The following is a 19,591-nucleotide window of genomic DNA, read 5'->3' as shown; positions in this document are numbered from 1 at the left end:
TCACTTATCGCCTAAACGATAATTGTCATCTGTGAATTCAGCATATATCTTATAAGCAGAGCCCCCTACCATATAAAGCTTCATTATGCTACTTGCCGCAGTATATTTGGGTTTAAAATCGCCATGAGCATATTTGAATAGTTTTGTTGTTCCTGGTTTATCCATAAAACCTCGTGAGGCCAATCGAGTAGGACTGTCCACTAATACTGGTGTTCTTAAAGAGGCGTAAATGGTGAGTGACAAATCACCTGCGCTATACAAGGCATCTCCGGCATCATCGTTATATCCTGCAAGAGAAGCAAGACCTCTGTATATGTGTCTGACTGGTCCTGCACTATATTTACCATCAAATATTATAGGGGTTGCTGACTCATAAGCATTATTGAATCCGTGGGAGATTAATAAAACTCCAAATGATTTAAAATGTTTTATATTGAGATATCTCCCTAATTGATTTAATCGATATCCCATAAATGCCTGAAAACCACCCGAAACAACACCAGATGCGATTTTGGTGTATTTTAAAACACCCTGGTCTTCAAATATATCCGTAACGATATATTTTACATAATCACCGGTTCGTAGTTTTTGGTAGTCTCTTTCTGTTTCTTCACGCTCGGTTACCAATTCATATAGAATATGATTTTTATCAAAAAAACTAATTGTTGATGACCTGAGTTTCATCTCTGTTTCATTGATGAAATCCTCAATTTCACGAAGATAACGCATTCTTAATGTTTTATCTTGAATGAAAAAAGAGGAAGCCAGCAGAGCAACTCTCCTCAGGCGGTTGCTTTCCTCTAAAAAGTGAAATTGATGGGATGAATCAATACTCATTTTAATACTCCACATCTTTCCATAAGATATAAGAGCTTGTCCGAGCGACCACATGCTCCCATTCAATCGATGCGAACTTAAATGAAATATTCTCTTGTGGTTGTAATTCGTTATGCGTTAATGAGTTTGGGGCGAAAAAACGGATATCATTGATAACCGCATCTCTTAACACCATTTTGAAATAGAGTTCATTACCACCTGATTGAGAAGTCCTGTAAAAAAAGAACTCACAGGTTAGTTTTTCATTACCATTCAATGCCTGTGCCAGAAGCGGGGTGGCTTTATCTATTGGCTTTCTGATTTCCACAGGGGAGAGTGAAACGTTATCTTGTCTTGTTATCTGGTTCATTAACTCATAAACAAAAATTTCATCTTCATGGGAAGCCTGATATTTATTGCCTATGGAGTCTGCACTTGAACAGCCCGCAGAGATCAGACCTTGTTTGATGCCGGTGAGTTTCAGATAGATCAAATTTGCCATTATTTATTCCTTAACGTTGTCCATAATCCGGCCCCATAAATCCTTTTTCCTTATGGGAGGGGTAATTTCTGCATTTTTTAGTCAACGAGTCAATAGCCGTTATCGTTCAATGTGTATGATTTTAAATGATTATTTTGGTTATAATTATTGTGATAATTATTTAAGTGGGATTTAATTCTGGTAGAAGAGAACGATATCCCTTCACCACCTATAAACATAAGCCTTAAATTGGTCAAAAAATTATTCGGGGGCATTATTGGGGGCATGTGTGAAAATGGAACAGGGAATTAATATTTATAATCAATGGAATACATGATAGGTATTGTTCCTATTATCACCATAAACTCAATGAGTTATCTAGCATTAATGTAAATCACGTTCCCCACTTGTGCCATTGCGTTCTAAAATCGCATCAAATTATTCTAGTAGTGTGCTCACTCAACTGCTTCGCCGACAAATGAGTATACGCTGCACCATTACCTGTCCGCCGACTCATCACCCATTAATTTATTGATTAATAAAAATAAAAAACTGTGGTGAAGAGGGGGGAACAGTGTTGTGCAAAATCTTTTTATTGAAGGGGTCAGAGAATACTTTTCTCAAAAATATCGGCTAATGGTCGAATATTACCGTGGTATCCGGCCACGTTAGCCGCTAACCACTCCTGAACGCCGATATTTTCGAAAGAGACACCATAGCCACAATTGATAATCATATGCTCGAACAATAAACGCTGAGAACGCCCATTGCCTTCCCGAAACGGATGAATTACATTCAAATCTGAATAGTATTCTGCTAGTTGAACTATTAGATCTGGACGTTCAAGGCCTTGTAAAAAATCATCACTGGATAGTTGAGTAAAAATTTTATTGGCTTCAATTTCAATACGGGATACGGTGCAAAAACGTGTTTGTCCTTTAGATATATCGATACGCCGTATTTCTCCTGCCCAATCGAATAAATCCCCGAATATTTTCCCGTGCAGCCCACACCAATAATGTAAATCGTAAGGCGGTTCTTCAAATTCAATATCGAGAACGGCCAATTCGGATAACTGACGCTCCGCATCGTCGAATTGACTGTCATCGTTGATGCCGAGCTTATTTATCAGAACATCGCTATCAGGGTAGATATAAGGATCTTGCCCTGAGCCGTATTTATCAGACATAACCACCCGCTTTATACATAGCAATCAGGTTTTTTCTCAGCGCTTCCCTTTCCTGTTTGTCAGAGGGAAGTGGTGTATCCTCAACGTTGAATCCCTCAAGGCGCATACTGTCCCGATAGTTTTTGAGTTTCACCTGATTGTAGTAATCACGCTTTTCTTCCAGCGTCACCATGCGCGAGGATCGCGTTTTGTTTGGCAACGCTTTTGTGGTGATTTTACGATGTTGTTTAAATATCAACAGGTCGGTATTTTTCAATTTCTTGACCAACCTTTCTCCGTCACCGAACACGCCCCATGAAGAGATAGACAAGGCTTGCCGTTTGCCATTTTTGACGCGTGTAATGCTGATATCCATTGTTGACTGAAGGGTGCTTAACACTTCCTGTACTTTTCTTTCAGAGATACCTGTAGCGGTGACGATAGAGTGCGTATTCGGGGAATCCTCTTGTACCAGAGCCGCGAGTACCGCCATTTCATAGCGCATGTGCTTTCACCTTTAATCCGCATATATATGCGATCAAGAGTACCACAATTGCAGCCTGGCAGTATCTTACCTGAATGGGTGATGAGTAACTCGTCGCCTGTTCACTCACTGTTACCACTTAACCAGCTAAAAATAAAGATAAAAAATGAAAGCTTAAAAGGGTGAACAGTTTTGTGAAAAGTCGTTTTATTGGTCGGTATTGTGCATATTACACAGCGAAGTTTTGCATTTGCTTTTTGGGACTCAAGCGCCGATGTGTATAAATGAAATTTTAATAACAAAAAATAATCAATAAAAACAATAATATGAATAGTCTGGCCAGACTCCTGTTGTTACGTATCTTATTGATTTAATTAACATTAAATTCATTTAGAGTGAAATCGCGTAGCCTATCTTACATAGGGGCCCTACTACCTCGCTCAGAACGATTCTGACGCGTTTTTTTCGTAAATGTTTCCTCTGAACGTCCTTTGGGCAAGATCAGTCAGGCAAACTGAATCGCCTTCGAGCATATTAAGCAGCACGGAGGAAGCCATGTGTGATAATAAAACTGATAGTTACGCCAGACGTTTTAAACAGGTCTTTGATTATATTGACTGTCATCTCGATGACACATTATCACTGGAAAAACTCAGTGAAGTCGCTCACTTCTCGCCATTTCATTTCCATCGTCAATTTTGTAGTTATTGTGGGATGCCACCTGGTCGTTACATCCAGATGATGCGTTTAAAACGCGCATCTTATCGGCTGGCTTTTAATCCGTTAGAGAAAATCACTGATATCGCGTTCGACGCCGGTTTTCAGCATGCTGAATCATTTAGTCGTGCTTTCAGGCAAATGTTCGGTCTATCACCGACGCAATTTCGCCAGCAGCCCCCTTGGGTAGATTGGCATAAACGCATATCCGAACCTTATAAACTCAGGAGACAAACAATGCAAGGCCAGGTCAAAATCATCAATTTTCCCGCGACACCAGTCGCAATGTTGACTCATTATGGACAACCGGAACTAATAAACGAAACTGCTGCTCGCTTTATTGAATGGCGAAAAAACACGGGGTATTCGCCTGTTACCAGCAGCCAGACATACGGTATTGCACCACATGATCCTACCTTAACACCGCAGGATGAATTTGAGTTCCATATTTGCGGAACAGTAACGTCAGCGATTGCGGAAGACAGTCGCTTCGGGGTGGTAAATAGTGTCATCCCTTCTGGTCGATGTGCGGTGTTGCGCCATCAAGGATCGCATGATGCGTTAACCGAGTTGGCTAAGGCTCTTTATCGCGACTGGTTGCCTGAGAGCGGAGAGGAACTGCGCGATTTCCCGCTTTTCTTCCATTACCACAACTTTGTGCATGAGGTAGCGGAACATGAATTGCTCACGGATATCTATTTGCCGTTGAAATAAACTGATTCAGCCTGTCATGTTCAGAGCCGCATCAGATGTGATACGCGCAGGGAAGCTCTCTGCGCGTTTTTTATTAAAAGCCGTAGAAAATCATGGTGCAGAATTCGTGGTGCTCTCTAGCGGCTGGCGGAGCCAGATGAAGCTTTAACACGCTGCCACTTTCGGTATATGCGGTATCAGGTGGAAAAATTATCAACCAGAGGGGCGTGGACGTTTATGGCGACTTACCGACAAATTGTCGATGATGTTAAATCCTGGATGGGTAGAACAGTACAAACATGCTGGATCGCTTATGTTAAGTCATTGCATGGGCTAACCCGCCGCGTATCTCCGAACCGTATCAACACCGAAAGCCGGGTTTACCCTTGTCCCGATAATGGGTAGCGGAGATCGAGCAATCACTGAGAAATCTGGGTGAGCTTTAGCTTAGCCGCACCGCTTAACGTCGTTCTGTTTTGATCGCTCCATACCAGCCCCTCATCTCCCTCTCTATCACGCACAGAGAGAGCAGTATCACCTGAAATATTATCCTGCCGAATAGCTGCCATTTTTTAACCTGAAAACGACACTAAAAAGATCATTTCACTGCCATTTTCGGCAGTTTTTGTTATGAAATAACGCATTAAACACACTATTGGTTAATCATGCTTGTTATGATATTTTTAATAGTATAAAAATCTAAAAATTTTAATTAAAAAGTAAATGATTGCTAAATTATCTAATATTTATTTCTTAATTGAAAAATAATTACCTTACGTTATATAGATATTTGTTCTGTCAAAAGTAAAAAATAGAGGCTAAATTGTTTTACTAAATTAAAATTAATGGGCTATTTGTTATTGATTATTTTTATTAGCTTATTAAGTATTTCGTTTTTAACGAAATTAAAAGGCACAAAATATATCCCTTTTCCGTTAATTGGAAATCGAAGATATATTCTTTTTTCTTTTGTCTATTTTTACTTAGGAGTGGTTTAATTTTTTGTTTTTATTGGGTTTTGTGTTTTAGTTGTTCGGTTTAGTTGCTCTGCTATATAAGCATTGACCGTGCATTTGTGTTGTGTGTATGATCCAAACTCAAAATATAAATGTATTTAATTCCTTCTTGGTGTGACTCTTTTACACCGATATAAATCTTAAAATTACGGTTTTATTATGGTTTTTTAATTCGGTTTTAATTTATTTCATCTCGCTGGTCGAAAAACAAATACGTTATACCCTAAATAATTCGAGTTTCAGGCAGGCGGCAAGAGAAGGCATCCCGATGAGCTTACTTAGGCAAGTGATTCGGGTGACTAAACGCAGCCAGCACACATGCAACTTGAAGTATGACGGGGATATTTGTTTGCCGAATTACTGCCGTGCTTATGGACTACGGCGGGCTTTTGGTAGGAATCGACTTTACTTCTCCGGGCCCGAGAGCCCTTACGTTGGTATAGACACATGGCAAAAGGAACTGACGGTGCATCTGTCGCACCAAAGGAACGTATTAATATCAAATATGTTCCAGCCACTGGTGGTCAGCAGGCGGAAATAGAATTGCCGTTGACGCTGATGATCGTGGGAAATATGAAAGGGCGCACAGAGGAAACGCCGATCGAAGAACGTCAGACCGTCTCGATCGATAAGAACAATTTTACCTCGGTGATGAAAGAAGCAGAGCTGGAACTGAATTTCAGTGTGCCAAACCGCCTTGAAGAAGAAAGTCAGGATGACCTGCCAGTGAAATTGAACATTGGTGGCCTGAATGATTTCTCCCCTGACCGTATCGCCCAGCAGGTGCCTGAATTGCGTAAATTGCTTGATTTACGTGAGGCACTGGTCGCGCTGAAAGGCCCTCTCGGCAATATTCCCTCATTCCGTAATCGTTTGCAGGATCTGTTGTCCAGCGAAGAAGCCAGAGAGCAGCTTTTGAAAGAGCTCGATCTGGTAAAACCCGCCGAATAATTGACGAAATAGGGAAACAATATGTCAATAATTGAAGAACAGGCCCAGACAGGGGCTGCCAGCGCCTCTGGATCGCTGCTTGATGACATCATGGCTCAGGCGCGTATCACCCCGGTCGATGAAGGCTACAGTGTTGCTAAGCAGGGGATTGCCGCACTGGTCGCTAACATTCTTGATAGCGGTAATGCAGCAGAACCCGTGAATAAAGCGCTGGTCGATAGCATGATCGTCGAACTGGATAAAAAGCTCAGCAAGCAGATTGACGTCATTCTGCATGCTAAAGAACTTCAGGAGCTGGAATCTTCCTGGCGTTCGCTGAAGCTGCTTGTCGATCGCACTGATTTTCGCGAAAACATCAAGCTGTTGGTGTTACATGCGACGAAAGAAGAGCTGTTGGAAGATTTCGAGTTTGCCCCTGAAATCTCACAGTCTGGCTTCTATAAGCACGTGTATTCCAGCGGTTACGGCCAGTTCGGCGGCCAGCCTATCGGTGGCGTAATCGGTGACTATGCGATGACGCAAAGCTCACCGGATATCAAACTGATGCAGTACGTCAGCGCCGTTGGTGCGATGGCGCACGCGCCGTTCATCTCTTCCGTTGCGCCGACCTTCTTTGGCGTGGACAGCTTCACCGATTTACCTTCCATCAAAGATCTGAAATCCGTTTTCGAAGGCCCGGCCTACACGAAATGGCGTTCGCTGCGTGAATCTGAAGACGGTCGCTATCTGGGACTGACGGCACCGCGCTTCCTGGCTCGCCTGCCTTATGACCCAGTAGAAAACCCGATTAAGGGCTTCAACTACAAAGAAGATATCAGCACCGATCACGAACACTATCTGTGGGGCAACACCGCCTATCTGATGGGAACGGCGCTGACGGACAGCTTCGCGAAATACCGCTGGTGTCCGAACATCATTGGCCCGCAGAGCGGCGGTGCGATTACCGATCTGCCGGTACATGTTTATGAAGCTATGGGTCAACTTCAGGCCAAAATCCCGACTGAAGTCCTGATCACCGATCGTCGCGAATATGAAATGGCCGAAGAAGGCTTTATCACGCTGACGATGCGTAAAGACAGCGACAACGCGGCCTTCTTCTCGGCTAACTCGGTGCAGAAACCGAAGGTGTTCCCGAACACCAAAGAAGGTAAAGAAGCGGAAACCAACTACAAGCTGGGTACGCAACTGCCGTACATGTTCATCATCAACCGTCTGGCGCACTACATCAAAGTGCTACAGCGCGAACAGATTGGCTCATGGAAAGAGCGTCAGGATCTGGAGCGTGAGTTGAATACCTGGATTAAACAGTACATCGCCGATCAGGAAAACCCGCCGGCAGATGTTCGTAGCCGTCGTCCTCTGCGTGCCGCACAAATCAAAGTGCTGGATGTAGAAGGAGAACCAGGTTGGTATCAGGTCACCATGTCTGTGCGCCCGCACTTCAAGTACATGGGGGCAAACTTTGAACTGTCGCTGGTAGGTCGTTTGGATAAGGAATAAGACTTATGCCGTCTCTTTCTGCCTGGGAAAGGGGAAACGCGGCAAGTCTGTTTGATCGTATCCGTGGGGAGGAGCGTCGCTCCTCCCCTGAAACGGAAGTTGAAGCACTGATCGAGTCCGTTAAGCGTCAACTGGACAATGTGCTCAACACCCGGCCCGGAAATTGTCGCAGCGCACCTGAGCTTGGCGTGATTGATTTTAATGACGCGACGCAGGGGGGGGCGGACATTCGAGGGAAAATCCGGGAGGCGATCCGGCAGTGTATCTGTCGCTTTGAACCTCGAATTGTTCATGTGGATGTCGACGCATCGGACTATTTATCGAATCCGATGGAGATGTCGTTTCAGGTTACCGCGCATGTCAGATTGGAAGATCTGGAGCAGGTCACCTCTTTCAATATCCATATGGATAGCCACCGCCATTACAGAATGATCTGATTATGTCACTGGAACATTTTTTCAGGGATGAGCTGACCTACTTGCGCCTGCAAGGGCGTGAATTCGCCAAGGCGCACCCTGAGCTTACCCGATTTTTGTCAGAACAGACCACGGATCCAGACGTCGAGCGTCTGCTGGAAGGGTTCGCCTTTTTGACAGGGAGCCTGCGGGCGAAGATCGAGGATGAATTTCCGGAGCTGACACACGGCCTGCTGGGCATGCTGTGGCCTAATTACCTGCGCCCCGTACCGAGCATGACGATTATGCAGTTTTCGGTACTCCCCGGCGCAATTGCCCAACCCGCGTTTGTTGCGCGCGGCTGTGAGCTTGATAGCTTGCCGATTGATGATGTGGTCTGCCATTTTCAGACCTGTCACGATGCCTGGATTTATCCGGCGGATATCCGTGAAATCAAAGTACAGAGCGGCAACGATCTTTCCACCATTACACTGGATATTGGGCTGCATGGCCCGCTATCGCTAAGCGACCTGCAACTCGACAAGCTGCGCTTTTATCTGGGCGGTGATACCTATACAGCCTACGAGCTCTATTTCTGGATCGCCAGCCAGCTGTCGCATATTGAGCTGGAAGTCGATGGTCAACGCTTCCGTCAGGAGGCCAGCGTGCTGAAGACGGTTGGCTTTGAGCGTGAAGACGCACTATTGCCTTACCCCGGCAACGTTTACTCGGGCTATCGCATTTTGCAGGAATACTTCTGTTTTCCTGAAAGCTTCCTCTTTTTCCAACTCGCGGGCGCGGTATGGCCAGATTTGCCGCTGACGGTAACGGAATTCCGTCTGCATTTCTGCTTTGACCGCCCGCTGCCGGCGGAACTGAAGATTCGTCCTGATTCGTTCATGCTCAACTGCGTGCCGGCGATTAACCTCTTCCAGCATGACAGCGAGCCGATCAACCTCAGCGGTCGCCAGACGGATTACCCGCTGAAAGCCAGCTACCGCAACGCCGATAGCTTTGAAATCTTCTCTGTCGATAAGGTGGAAGGCTGGGTTGAAGGGAATTCCGGCCGTGCCCGGGGGATTCCAAGGACGTATCAGCCTTTTGAGAGCTTTCAGCACCAAATCGAGCGTGCTAAAGGACGGCTGGCGCTCTATTACCGTATCCGGGTAAAAGAAGCGGTGAACGGCAACGGCTTTGATCACATGCTCTCTTTTGTCCGCGGCGATGAGCAGGAAGTGATTGATTTGGATGAATCCATCTCGGTCACCCTGACCTGCACCAATCGCTCGCGTGCGGCACAGTTACCCGTTGGGGCAATTTGTGTACCCACCGGAAATTCGCCGTCTTTCGCGACGTTTCGCAATCTGGTGCGGCCAACGCGACCGCTGCGGCCCGCGATGGATGGCAGCCTGCACTGGACGCTGATCTCCAACCTGTCCCTGAACTATGTGTCGCTGCTGCGGCGCGATGCGCTGGTGCAAATTCTGCGTACCTACGATTTCCCGGCGCTGCATGACAAGCAGGCCGAACAGGCCTCGCGTAAGCGTCTGGCGGGTATCGAATCTATCGAAACCACCCCGATCGATCGTCTGGTTCAGGGGATGCCGGTGCGCGGCTTGAAATCCATCCTGTCAGTACGGCAATCCGCGTTTTCCAGTGAAGGAGAACTCTATCTGTTCAGTACGGTGCTGGCGCACTTCTTCTCGTTATATGCCAGCGTCAACGCTTTCCACCTGTTGGAAGTGGTCAACATCGATAACAAGGAGCGCTACCGATGGCCGGTACAGATAGGTCAACACTCAATGATGTGACGTTCCGTCAGGATGTCTCACGCTTTAATTTTTTCCAGCTGGTGGAATTGCTTAACCAACTGGAAGGCGTGGATCTGGAACAAGAGCTGGATTTCCGCCCGGAGCAGGAGCGTCTGCGCTTTCGCTCTACGGCCTCCATTGGTTTTCACCCCGGCGATATCTTGCAGGTGGAATGCGATGACGAGGGGCGTCAGGAACTGGAGGTCGCGTTTCTGGGCCTGCACGGCAGCCAGTCACCGATGCCCGGTTATTACCTTGAAGAGCTGGCCTGGGAATACGCACAGGGCGAGCAGAAGCTGGGCGTGTTTCTCGACTTCTTTCACCACCGCTTACTGACGCTGCTGCACCGCGCATGGCGCAAATACCGCTATCACGTGCGTTTTCAGAACGATGGGGAGGATGGATTCTCCCGCCTGATGTTTGCGCTCGTGGGGTTAGGGAATGACGCCGTACGCGACAGCCTGCCGGTTAACCGTGCCAAGATGCTGTCCTACGCCGGAGTGCTCGCCAGCCCCAGCCGTTCGCCGGAAGTGGTCGCGGGGTTGGTTATTCACTGTTTTGATTTGGACGATGTGGCCGTTATGGCCTGGCAGCATCGCCGTGTCCCCATTCATGAAGGGCAGCAGAACCGCCTGGGCAAAGCCAACATGATGTTGGGCGGTGATTTTGTTATCGGCGATAAAGTGAATGACTGCGCTGGCAAGTTTTTGCTCAAGGTCGGCAACCTCAGCTTTAGTCGCTTCCTCAGCTTTTTGCCCAACGGCGAGCATTTTCAGCCGCTGGTGCGTTTTGTCTCTTTCATTCTTCGCGATCAGCTGGCCTGGGATCTGCGTCTTGGCTTTGCGGAAGGCGAAGCCAAGGGCTTAAGCCTGGGCAGTGAACAAAGTAGCCGATTGGGATGGAGCAGCTTTCTCGGGCAGCCGCCCGCGGATCCCTATGTGACGATTTGTGTGCAGGAGTAAATGTGAACGTAACCCACCCACTCACGTTGGTTGTGCTCAACAGTGAGCAGCTCGATATCAATTCTCAGGTACAGCACCAGTTCGATCATCGTGGTGGCACGCTGGGCGCGTCGGAAAAAGACCAGTGGCAACTGCGGGATCGGCTGGGTGCCGTGGTCCCGGCACATGCCCGTATTGACATGACCGATGGCTATTTCAGCCTGTGCGATCTGAGCGGTCAGTCTTTTATTAACGGATCGCTGTCGCCGATTGGGCGCGATCGTAAAGTCATTTTGTCGCACGGCGATGAACTGGTGATTGGGCCTTTCCGGCTGGGCGTTTACATCGGCGATCCCACCACGGAACAGGATATCGATCAGGTATTAGGGCAGCGCACGGACGATGTGCTGGGCGGCTGGCTGAGTGACGATAAAAAAAGGCGAACGACGGATCTGGCGGATCCCTCGGTCACGTTGAACGACCCGCTGTGGGCGCTACAAAAAGAACAGAGCCAGCCACTCTTGCCATCAGACAGTGAGACGGTCGGAGCATCGCTCACGACCTCTCTTTCTTCTTTTTCTTCTGGTGAGGACACCATGGATCAGAAATTTGTGGAACTACCGACCATCAACACACCGTACGCGGGAGAAGGGTTGGAGGGCTACAGCGATGGCACCTCGCTGGCACCCCTGATGCGCGGGCTGGGGATGTCGCTTCAGCCGGGCGATGATGCGCGGTTGCGTGAAATGCTGGAAGAGATGGGGAAAAGCCTGCGCGCGATGGTGGAAGGTCTGCTGGCATTGCAGACGGAGCAGGCGGCAATGGCCGATACGCATTTACGCCCGATTGAAGATAACCCGCTGCGTCTTGGGCTGGGTTATACCGATACGCTGTCGGTGCTGTTTGCTGAAGGGAAAAGCCCGGTTCACCTGTCTGCGCCCGCTGCCGTGGAAGAAGTGTTGAACAATGTGCGGGTGCATCACATCGCGAATCAGCAAGCGATTGCCGTCGCGCTGGAAAATATTCTTCAGGCTTTCTCGCCTGCCGCGCTGCTCAACCGCTTTGAACACTATCGTCGCAGTGGCGAGCAGTTGGCGGCGGATGACGGCTGGGCGTGGCAGATGTATCAGCACTACTACCGTGAATTAACGTCGCCGCGCCAGCAGGGCTTCCAAAAACTGTTCCATCAGGTGTATGCGCAGGCGTATGACCGTGCCGTGCGTCAGCAGCAGGAGCAAAAATAATGCTGCGAGCACTGTGCTTATGTTCCCTGATGTTCGTGCTGTCAGGGTGCACCACGCTGGGCAAGATGGCGCAGGTGGCGGCGAATCCTGATATTCAGGTTGGTAGCAACAATCATCAGCCTTCTACCGTGGGTTTTAGCCTGTTGGCGGAGCCGGACGTTAACCCGAACGACAGCGGTGAGGCTGCCCCTATCGAATTCCAACTGGTTCTGCTGGCGGAAGATTCACGTCTGCTGGCCACCGATTACGATCAGGTAACGACGGATATCGAAAAGGCGTTAGCCAAGAATTACATCAATCATCAGGACTACACGCTGCTGCCGGGACAGTTCAAATACCTGCCGCCTGAAGCGCTGGATGAAAAGGTGCATTACCTCGGTGTGATCGCGCGCTATGCGGATTCGGAAAGCTCGGAATGGCGCAAAGTCATCAAGCTAAAAAATACCGGGCAAACGTATCAGATCCTCGTGCACCTGCGCCGGGATGAAGTCGAAATCAAAAAAGACCAAGAAGAAGAATAACTATGTCGAGTCGCAATCGCATTATCTGGCGGGAAGGCCTATTCATTAAACCGCAGCATTTTCAACAGCAGCAAAGACACACCGATTACGCACTGCATGCGCGCCTCAGCGCCCTCAGTGACTATTTCTATGGTTTGCAGTCGCTGGCGATTAATGAGGAATACCTCAATTTTGGCCGTATCGCGCTGGTGAACGCCAGCGGGGTGATGCCGGACGGCACCGTGTTCAACATTCCGGGTGATGACGCCTTGCCGCTGCCGTTGGAGATTACCGACGTCGCGCTGGCAAACCAGAAAGTGTATCTGGCGCTGCCGCTGGCGGTAAATGGCGTCAGTGAAGTCGGTCAACCGGGGCAGGGGATCGCCAGCCGCTTGCAATCGCACCGGCATGACGTACGCGATCTGCACAGCGACGGCGGCGATATCGTTTCTCTGGAGGTCGGTAAGGTCAGCCTGCGCCTGATGCTCGATCGTGACGATCGCAGTGCTTATGCCTCGCTGGCGATTGCCAACATTCTGGATAAACGCCCTGACGGCGGCTTGATTCTGGATCCTAACTTCATGCCGTGCAGCATCAGCGTTACGGCTATCCCCACCTTAAAACGCTTTTTGGGGGAGTCCGCCGGTCTGGTCGCGGAGCGTGCGCGCAGTCTGGCGCAGCGTATTGCCGCACCGGGACAGCAGGGCGTCGCAGACGTGGCCGAATTTATGATGCTGCAATTGCTTAACCGCGCGCAGCCCAGGCTGTCGCATTTGGCGCGCCTTGGCACGTTGCACCCTGAACGTCTGCACGAAACGCTGGTTGAGCTGTGCGGTGAACTGATGACGTTCACCGATGAGTCGCGCCTGCCGCCGGAGTTCCCCGCCTACCGTCACGAACACCAGCAGGCCAGTTTTGAGCCGCTGATGATGGCGCTGCGTCAGGCGCTGAGCACCGTGCTGTCGCCGCGTGCCGTTTCCATCCAACTGAAGAAACAGCCGTATGGCGTGATGGTGGCGATGGTTGGCGATGCGGAATTGATGACCAGCGCCGAGTTTGTGCTGGCAGTGCGCGCGCGTATGCCGCAGGAACACCTGCGTAAACAGCTGCTGCAACAAACGAAGATCGCTTCCAGCGAGAAGATCCGTGAACTGATCAGCCTGCAACTGCCGGGTATCCCGCTGCTGCCGCTGCCAGTGGCGCCGCGCCAACTGCCTTATCACGCGGGTTACAGCTATTTCCAACTGGATAGACAAAGCCCCGCCTGGCAGATGCTGGTGTCAGGCAATACGCTGGCGTTCCACATTGCTGGCGAATTCCCGGAACTGGATATGCAGCTTTGGGCCATCCGCGGCCAGTAGTAAGGAGAGGAAGAGATGAGCATCGAGGTTATTAAAAACGATCAACTGGGCGATCTGCTGTTTGATCATGCCCGACAGCTGGATATGGACTCCGACTACTGGTTCCGCCTGCGCGGGCAAAGCATTAATCCGATGATTGATGCGGTCACGCCGCTATTGGGCATGGTGGAACGGGTGCGCCAGCTCTCTGCCTATGAGGGCGTAGAAGATCTCTATCAGCGTGTGGTATCCGAGATTCAGGCTATCGAGCAGGAATTACATTCTCATGGCTATGAAAATGGCGTGATTCTGTCATTCCGCTACATCCTCTGCACTTTCATTGATGAAGCCGTGATGGGACGCGAATGGGGCGGGCAGAGCATGTGGTCGGCACATTCCCTGCTGACCCGTTTTCACAATGAGACCTGGGGGGGCGAAAAGGTGTTTGTCCTACTGGAGAAGCTGCTGGACGACCCAACCCGCTATCGCGACATTCTGGAGTTTATCTACCTCTGCCTCTGTCTGGGTTTTGAAGGGCGCTATCGGGTGATGACCCAGGGGCGTGAGGAACTCAATCGCGTCGTGAACAAACTGCATGACACTCTGCGCCCTGAGCCGGCGAATTCCCCGACGGTTTTCCACCTGAATCTGGGGCAGCAGGCCTCGCGCTACCACCTGCGCAGACAGGTGTCATTGCGCACGCTGTTCATTGGCGTGTGTGTGGTTTTGGTGGCCGCCTTCGGCCTGTACCGTTACCAGCTAACTCATCAAACCCAGGACGTACTGCGTCAGCTGGGAGAATTATTACAATAACAGGAGCTACACCGTGATTCGAATTGAACTGCCGACACTGGTTGAACGACTCAACCCCGTGTGCCGTCATATGCTGGAAGAAGCGGCGGCACTCTGTATTCAGCATCAGGGGGCGGAAATCCGCATTGAGCACCTGTTGATGAAAATGCTGGAAACGCCGCTGTGCGATGTGCGCCAGATCCTCAAGCGTGCAGGCGTGGATGCGGATGAGCTGTCTTCATTGCTTCTGCCTTCCTCCGTGGATAAAGAATTTGACGCGGGCTACCCTTCATTCTCCCCTCTGCTGGTGGAGTGGTTGCAGGATAGCTGGCTGCTGGCGTCGGCTGAGTTTCAACACACGCGTTTGCGCAGCGGTATCCTGCTGCTGGTGTTGCTGCTGACGCCAAATCGCTATGTGGCTGGCGCGGTATCCCGCCCGCTGGCGCAGATTAACCGTGAACTTTTACGCCAGCAGTTTGATGAGTGGGTGAAAGATTCTGTTGAAACGGAAGTCGCGGTGCAGTCCGCCACGGCCGAGCAGGCTGCGGCAGCGACCACACAGCTGTCCCGCTATACCCAAAACGTGACGGAATCTGCCCGGCAGGGGCAACTGGATCCGGTGCTGTGCCGCGACCATGAAATCGATCTGATGATCGACATTCTCTCTCGCCGCCGTAAAAACAACCCGATTGTGGTCGGGGAAGCGGGCGTCGGTAAAAGTGCGTTGATCGAAGGGCTGGCGCTGCGCATCGTGGCGGGTGCCGTGCCGGAAAGATTACGCGATGTCGAACTGCTCACGCTTGACCTGGGGGCGATGCAGGCCGGTGCCTCGGTGAAAGGCGAATTTGAGAAACGCTTCAAAGGCGTGATGCAGGAAGTGAAGGACGCACCGCGCCCCATCATTCTGTTCATTGATGAAGCGCATACGCTCATCGGGGCCGGCAATCAGGCTGGCGGGCTGGACGTTTCCAACCTGCTCAAGCCTGCGCTGGCGCGCGGTGAACTGCGCACCATCGCGGCCACGACCTGGAGCGAATACAAAAAATACGTCGAGAAGGACGCCGCGCTTTCCCGCCGTTTCCAGCTCGTCAAAGTGGGTGAGCCGAACGCGGAAGAAGCCACGGTTATTCTGCGCGGGTTGCGCAGTATCTATGAAAAAGCGCACGGTGTTCTGATTGATGAAGATGCGCTTCAGGCGGCGGCACAGCTGTCGGCACGCTATATCTCTGGTCGTCAACTGCCGGATAAGGCGATTGACGTGCTGGATACCGCCAGCGCGCGCGTCGCGATTAACCTGACGACGCCACCGCGTGCGGTCAGCCAGCTACAGACCCGCCTGCGCCAGCAGGAGATGGAAATCACCCAGCTTGAGCGTCAGGCGCGTATCGGTCTGGGCAATACCGAAGAGCGGTTAGTTGAACTGCGTGACGCGCGTGAGGCCGGCGCGGCACAGCTGGCGCAGTTGGAAGCCGATTGGCAGCAGCAGAAAACGCAGGTTCAGCGCGTGATTGAACTGCGTACCGCGCTGCTGAATGACGAGCAGGCTGTCGACTTTGATGCGGCATCGGTGGCGGCGGAGTTGGCGGCCTGTGAACAGGCGTTGGAAACGTTGCAACAGTCTTCGGTGCTGGTCTCTCCTCACGTTGATAAAACACAGATTGCGGCGGTTATTGCCGAGTGGACGGGCGTGCCGCTGAACCGTATCTCACAGGGTGAAATGGATGTCGTCACGCGCCTGCCTGAATTCCTCGGCGAGATGATTAAAGGGCAGCAGTTGGCGATTGCTCACTTGCATAAACACCTGCTGACCGCGCGGGCGGATCTGCGTCGTCCGGGGCGTCCGCTGGGGGCGTTCCTGCTGGTGGGGCCGAGCGGCGTGGGTAAAACGGAAACCGTGGTCCAGATTGCCGACCTGATGTTTGGCGGACGTAACTATCTGACCACCATCAATATGTCCGAGTATCAGGAAAAACACACGGTTTCACGTCTGATCGGTTCGCCGCCGGGTTACGTTGGGTTTGGTGAAGGCGGCGTGTTGACCGAAGCCATCCGCCAGAAACCGTATTCTGTGGTGCTGCTGGATGAGGTGGAGAAGGCGCACCCCGATGTTCTGAACCTGTTCTATCAGGCGTTTGATAAAGGTGAACTCGCCGATGGCGAGGGTCGGGTGATCGACTGTCGCAATGTGGTGTTCTTCCTGACGTCCAACCTCGGATTCCAGACGATCGTGAACTACGCCGAGCAGTCGGATGTGTTGCTGGATGCGCTCTACCCCGAACTGGCGGCGTTCTTCAAACCTGCGCTGTTAGCGCGCATGGAAGTCATTCCTTACCTGCCGCTGGCGCATGACACCATGGTGGAGATCGTACAGGGCAAACTGTCGCGTCTGGTGTCTCTGCTGCAACAGCGCTTTGGTGCGGAAGTCATTATTGAAGACGAGGTGCCGGAAGAGATTCTGCGGTTGGCGAACCGCAGTGAAAACGGTGCGCGTATGCTCGAATCGGTGATTGATGGCGCCTTGTTGCCACCGGTCTCGCTACAGCTACTGCAACGCCTGTCTGCGGGCGAACCCGTCAGCCGTATTCATTTCCGCGTCGACGCCGGTCAGTTCCAGACTGAGGTGGAGGGCTGAGTATGCAACATGCCCTCGAACTGGCGCTTGCACTCACCCGGCAGCATGACGAGGCCGGTCTGTGCGACTGGCTGCTGGAGACGATGCAGACCGCCTGGCAGCCTCAAGGGATGCTACTGGGTATGGTGGATGTCAGCGGCAGGCAGTTGACCTGTCAGGGGCGAGTGCATGACACGCCGGTGGCGCTGAGTCTGGGCGTGGACGACTTTAGCCACCCGCTGGCTTATGCGCTGCATAAGAATCAGGCCCGCACCTGGGATTCTCTCTATGGCGGTGCCCGCATTGAGCACCGTGACTTTCGGCAGATGCTGGTTTCTGTCGGGACGAACTGCGGGCTGCACGCGCTGCCGCTGCTGTCGGACAGCGGTAAGCCATTGGCGGTGCTGGCGCTGCTGGATACGCCGACGCGCCTGCAAACGCTGAATCAGCAGGGCGAGTGCGAACGGCTGGCACAGGTGTTTTGCCGCCAGCTTATCCTGCTGCGTGAACTGGCGTATACCCGTCGGGAGCAGGTCGCGCTGAGAGATTCTCTGCGCCAGATCAAGGATGAAGGGCAGAGCCGTCGCGAGCAGGAAAAGCGGGTGGAAACGACCTTGGTGGGGCAGTCCACCGTGATTAAAGCGCTGCACCAGCAGATCTATCAGGCAGCAAAACACCGTCTTTCGGTGTTGATTCAGGGCGAAACCGGTTCGGGGAAAGATGTGGTGGCGCGTCTGCTGCATCAATGTTCCGAGCGTGCCGACAAACCTTTTATTGCCATCAACTGTGCTGCAATCCCGGAAAACCTGATTGAAAGCGAGCTATTTGGCTACCAGAAAGGCGCGTTTTCCGGCGCACAAAACAACAAGATTGGTCTGGTCGAGCAGGCTAACGGCGGAACCCTGTTTTTGGATGAAGTCGGCGATATGCCACAGTCCATGCAGGCCAAGCTGTTACGGGTATTGGAGACGCATAGCTTCCGTCCTCTGGGCGCGGAGAAAGAAGTGCATTCTGATTTCCGCCTGATTGCTGCGACCCATCAGCCGCTGGAACAGCAGGTGTCTGACGGCGTATTTCGGCAGGATCTCTATCATCGCCTTTGCCAGTGCCTGTTGCAGGTCGCCCCGCTGCGTGAGCGACCGGACGATATTCGCCTGCTGTGTGAGCACTTCATCGGTCAATTTTCCAATAAACAGCAAAAGCACGTTGGGCCATTGAACCGGGCTTTCCTACGCCAACTGGTGGGGTATGACTTTCCCGGTAACGTACGGGAACTGCGCAACCTGCTGGAAGTCGCCTGTGCACATACGCCGGACGGTGAGGCATTGTCTCTGGCGTCGCTGCCGCCGGAGCTGCGCGAGCGGCTGACGAGCAGCACGGCTGAGGAACAGGATCGCTATCAGCACATCCACGATTTGCGTATTGCCACACAGCGGTATGAAGCGGCTGTCATTGAGGCACGCCTGCGCCAGTTTCAGGGCAACCGCCTGCTGGTGGCCGATAGCCTCAATATCCCTAAACGCACTCTCGACCACAAATGCCAGAAGCTGGAGGTAAATTGATGTTTCTGACGATGGCACCCCTATTGTTGGCAACCGCCGCGACGCCCGATCCCGCCTGGCAGTCGTTATGGGAACAGTGCCGCAATGAGACGGCTTCAGAGCTCCGGCTGGCCTGCTATGACGCGCTGGGCCGGGAAGCGGAACGCAGCGGCACGCTGTCCCCACAACGTGATAACGCGGCGGCGGGCGGAACCTTTCAACTGGGACGTGAAGCCGACAGCGGCGATATGACGCTCACCCGCGTGCTGGCCGATGGCAATACGCTGGTGATTAGCTGCGCCAGCAATATTACGCACTTGCGCTTAACGCTCAGTGAACCCTGGGCAGGAGAGTCCGTCACGTCGCAGCTTGATGGCGTAACGGTGTCCGACAGCTGGTTTATCCGCAATCGCGGACTGCTGCTGGAGTCGGGGCGCGGCCTGCCCGCGATTGATGCATTAAAGCGCTGGATTGGGCATCGCGAACTGGTGCTTAACGGCGCGGACGGTCACACGCTGCGTATCGAACTCGCCGGGTTGGGCGAAGCACTCGCGCCGCTGCGTCAGCAGTGCCACTGGTAAAGGAGGCGT

Annotated in this window: 17 protein-coding genes; 13 read left to right on the top strand and 4 right to left on the bottom strand. The window is 51.6% G+C overall.

Going from position 1 to position 19,591, the window contains the following annotated elements; all coding sequences use genetic code 11:
* The 4 genes from R9X49_RS21570 to R9X49_RS21555 all read right to left on the bottom strand — a co-directional run bounded on the left by R9X49_RS21570 (nt 1) and on the right by R9X49_RS21555 (nt 2,970).
* Nucleotides 1-837: a DUF4225 domain-containing protein gene (locus tag R9X49_RS21570; RefSeq protein WP_248465818.1), complete on the bottom strand. Its 837-nt coding sequence runs from the start codon at nt 835-837 to the stop codon at nt 1-3.
* A 1-nt stretch (nt 838) separates the two neighbouring features.
* Nucleotides 839-1,318, bottom strand: a complete 480-nt coding sequence (locus R9X49_RS21565) for an Hcp family type VI secretion system effector (RefSeq protein ID WP_039280041.1) — start codon at nt 1,316-1,318, stop codon at nt 839-841.
* 583 nt (nt 1,319-1,901) lie between these two features.
* Nucleotides 1,902-2,486 carry a putative adenosine monophosphate-protein transferase Fic gene (locus R9X49_RS21560; RefSeq protein WP_319850313.1) on the bottom strand — a complete coding sequence of 195 codons (585 nt, stop codon included), beginning with the start codon at nt 2,484-2,486 and terminating at the stop codon, nt 1,902-1,904.
* The gene (locus R9X49_RS21555; protein WP_319850312.1) at nt 2,479-2,970 is read right to left on the bottom strand and encodes a YhfG family protein; all 492 of its coding nucleotides are present in this window, start codon (nt 2,968-2,970) and stop codon (nt 2,479-2,481) included. The genes R9X49_RS21560 and R9X49_RS21555 overlap by 8 nt, the downstream gene beginning before the upstream one ends.
* Nucleotides 2,971-3,504: 534 nt before the next feature.
* On the opposite strand from R9X49_RS21555, the gene R9X49_RS21550 reads away from it, so the two are divergent.
* From R9X49_RS21550 to vasI, 13 genes are all read left to right on the top strand, one after another.
* On the top strand, nt 3,505-4,380 hold the full coding sequence (locus R9X49_RS21550) for an AraC family transcriptional regulator (RefSeq protein ID WP_319850311.1): 876 nt from the start codon (nt 3,505-3,507) through the stop codon (nt 4,378-4,380).
* A gap of 1,442 nt (nt 4,381-5,822) precedes the next feature.
* Nucleotides 5,823-6,326 carry a type VI secretion system contractile sheath small subunit gene (gene tssB, locus R9X49_RS21545; RefSeq protein WP_319850310.1) on the top strand — a complete coding sequence of 168 codons (504 nt, stop codon included), beginning with the start codon at nt 5,823-5,825 and terminating at the stop codon, nt 6,324-6,326.
* A gap of 21 nt (nt 6,327-6,347) precedes the next feature.
* Nucleotides 6,348-7,826 (top strand): type VI secretion system contractile sheath large subunit, encoded by a 1,479-nt coding sequence (gene tssC / locus R9X49_RS21540; RefSeq protein ID WP_319850309.1) that lies wholly within the window; start codon nt 6,348-6,350, stop codon nt 7,824-7,826.
* 5 nt (nt 7,827-7,831) lie between these two features.
* A complete protein-coding gene (tssE, locus tag R9X49_RS21535) occupies nt 7,832-8,263 on the top strand; it encodes a type VI secretion system baseplate subunit TssE (RefSeq protein WP_015841408.1) in 432 nt (143 codons plus the stop codon).
* Between the two features lie 2 nt (nt 8,264-8,265).
* Complete coding sequence (gene tssF, locus R9X49_RS21530) at nt 8,266-10,032, top strand: type VI secretion system baseplate subunit TssF (protein ID WP_319850308.1); 1,767 nt, start codon at nt 8,266-8,268, stop codon at nt 10,030-10,032.
* A complete protein-coding gene (gene tssG, locus R9X49_RS21525; protein WP_319850307.1) occupies nt 9,996-10,994 on the top strand; it encodes a type VI secretion system baseplate subunit TssG in 999 nt (332 codons plus the stop codon). Before tssF ends, tssG begins: the two co-directional genes overlap by 37 nt.
* Before the next feature lie 2 nt (nt 10,995-10,996).
* Entirely contained in the window at nt 10,997-12,217 is a 1,221-nt protein-coding gene (gene tagH / locus R9X49_RS21520; protein WP_319850306.1) for a type VI secretion system-associated FHA domain protein TagH, read from the top strand.
* Nucleotides 12,217-12,738: a type VI secretion system lipoprotein TssJ gene (tssJ, locus tag R9X49_RS21515; protein ID WP_015841404.1), complete on the top strand. Its 522-nt coding sequence runs from the start codon at nt 12,217-12,219 to the stop codon at nt 12,736-12,738. Before tagH ends, tssJ begins: the two co-directional genes overlap by 1 nt.
* A gap of 2 nt (nt 12,739-12,740) precedes the next feature.
* On the top strand, nt 12,741-14,078 hold the full coding sequence (gene tssK, locus R9X49_RS21510) for a type VI secretion system baseplate subunit TssK (RefSeq protein ID WP_319850305.1): 1,338 nt from the start codon (nt 12,741-12,743) through the stop codon (nt 14,076-14,078).
* Nucleotides 14,079-14,093: 15 nt separating this feature from the next.
* A complete protein-coding gene (icmH, locus tag R9X49_RS21505) occupies nt 14,094-14,870 on the top strand; it encodes a type IVB secretion system protein IcmH/DotU (RefSeq protein WP_319850303.1) in 777 nt (258 codons plus the stop codon).
* Nucleotides 14,871-14,883: 13 nt separating this feature from the next.
* Nucleotides 14,884-17,481 (top strand): type VI secretion system ATPase TssH, encoded by a 2,598-nt coding sequence (gene tssH / locus R9X49_RS21500; RefSeq protein ID WP_319850302.1) that lies wholly within the window; start codon nt 14,884-14,886, stop codon nt 17,479-17,481.
* Nucleotides 17,482-17,483: 2 nt separating this feature from the next.
* Complete coding sequence (locus R9X49_RS21495) at nt 17,484-19,022, top strand: sigma-54 dependent transcriptional regulator (protein ID WP_319850301.1); 1,539 nt, start codon at nt 17,484-17,486, stop codon at nt 19,020-19,022.
* Nucleotides 19,022-19,582 (top strand): type VI secretion system-associated protein VasI, encoded by a 561-nt coding sequence (vasI, locus tag R9X49_RS21490; RefSeq protein ID WP_319850300.1) that lies wholly within the window; start codon nt 19,022-19,024, stop codon nt 19,580-19,582. Before R9X49_RS21495 ends, vasI begins: the two co-directional genes overlap by 1 nt.
* Nucleotides 19,583-19,591 lie beyond the last annotated feature (9 nt).

Origin of the sequence: Pectobacterium carotovorum, from assembly GCF_033898505.1 — a bacterium.
GTDB lineage: Bacteria > Pseudomonadota > Gammaproteobacteria > Enterobacterales > Enterobacteriaceae > Pectobacterium > Pectobacterium carotovorum_J.
This window is presented reverse-complemented; position numbering and strand designations above follow the sequence as displayed.

What these genes read in the sequence shown, in the direction of transcription:
- icmH (WP_319850303.1), top strand. Translation starts at nt 14,094, where the DNA reads ATGAGCATCGAGGTTATTAAAAACGATCAACTGGGCGATCTGCTGTTT.
- tssF (WP_319850308.1), top strand. Translation starts at nt 8,266, where the DNA reads ATGTCACTGGAACATTTTTTCAGGGATGAGCTGACCTACTTGCGCCTG.
- vasI (WP_319850300.1), top strand. Translation starts at nt 19,022, where the DNA reads ATGTTTCTGACGATGGCACCCCTATTGTTGGCAACCGCCGCGACGCCC.
- R9X49_RS21560 (WP_319850313.1), bottom strand. Translation starts at nt 2,486, where the DNA reads ATGTCTGATAAATACGGCTCAGGGCAAGATCCTTATATCTACCCTGAT.
- R9X49_RS21550 (WP_319850311.1), top strand. Translation starts at nt 3,505, where the DNA reads ATGTGTGATAATAAAACTGATAGTTACGCCAGACGTTTTAAACAGGTC.
- tssK (WP_319850305.1), top strand. Translation starts at nt 12,741, where the DNA reads ATGTCGAGTCGCAATCGCATTATCTGGCGGGAAGGCCTATTCATTAAA.
- R9X49_RS21555 (WP_319850312.1), bottom strand. Translation starts at nt 2,970, where the DNA reads ATGCGCTATGAAATGGCGGTACTCGCGGCTCTGGTACAAGAGGATTCC.
- R9X49_RS21570 (WP_248465818.1), bottom strand. Translation starts at nt 837, where the DNA reads ATGAGTATTGATTCATCCCATCAATTTCACTTTTTAGAGGAAAGCAAC.
- tssJ (WP_015841404.1), top strand. Translation starts at nt 12,217, where the DNA reads ATGCTGCGAGCACTGTGCTTATGTTCCCTGATGTTCGTGCTGTCAGGG.
- tssC (WP_319850309.1), top strand. Translation starts at nt 6,348, where the DNA reads ATGTCAATAATTGAAGAACAGGCCCAGACAGGGGCTGCCAGCGCCTCT.
- tssB (WP_319850310.1), top strand. Translation starts at nt 5,823, where the DNA reads ATGGCAAAAGGAACTGACGGTGCATCTGTCGCACCAAAGGAACGTATT.
- tssE (WP_015841408.1), top strand. Translation starts at nt 7,832, where the DNA reads ATGCCGTCTCTTTCTGCCTGGGAAAGGGGAAACGCGGCAAGTCTGTTT.
- tssG (WP_319850307.1), top strand. Translation starts at nt 9,996, where the DNA reads ATGGCCGGTACAGATAGGTCAACACTCAATGATGTGACGTTCCGTCAG.
- R9X49_RS21565 (WP_039280041.1), bottom strand. Translation starts at nt 1,318, where the DNA reads ATGGCAAATTTGATCTATCTGAAACTCACCGGCATCAAACAAGGTCTG.
- R9X49_RS21495 (WP_319850301.1), top strand. Translation starts at nt 17,484, where the DNA reads ATGCAACATGCCCTCGAACTGGCGCTTGCACTCACCCGGCAGCATGAC.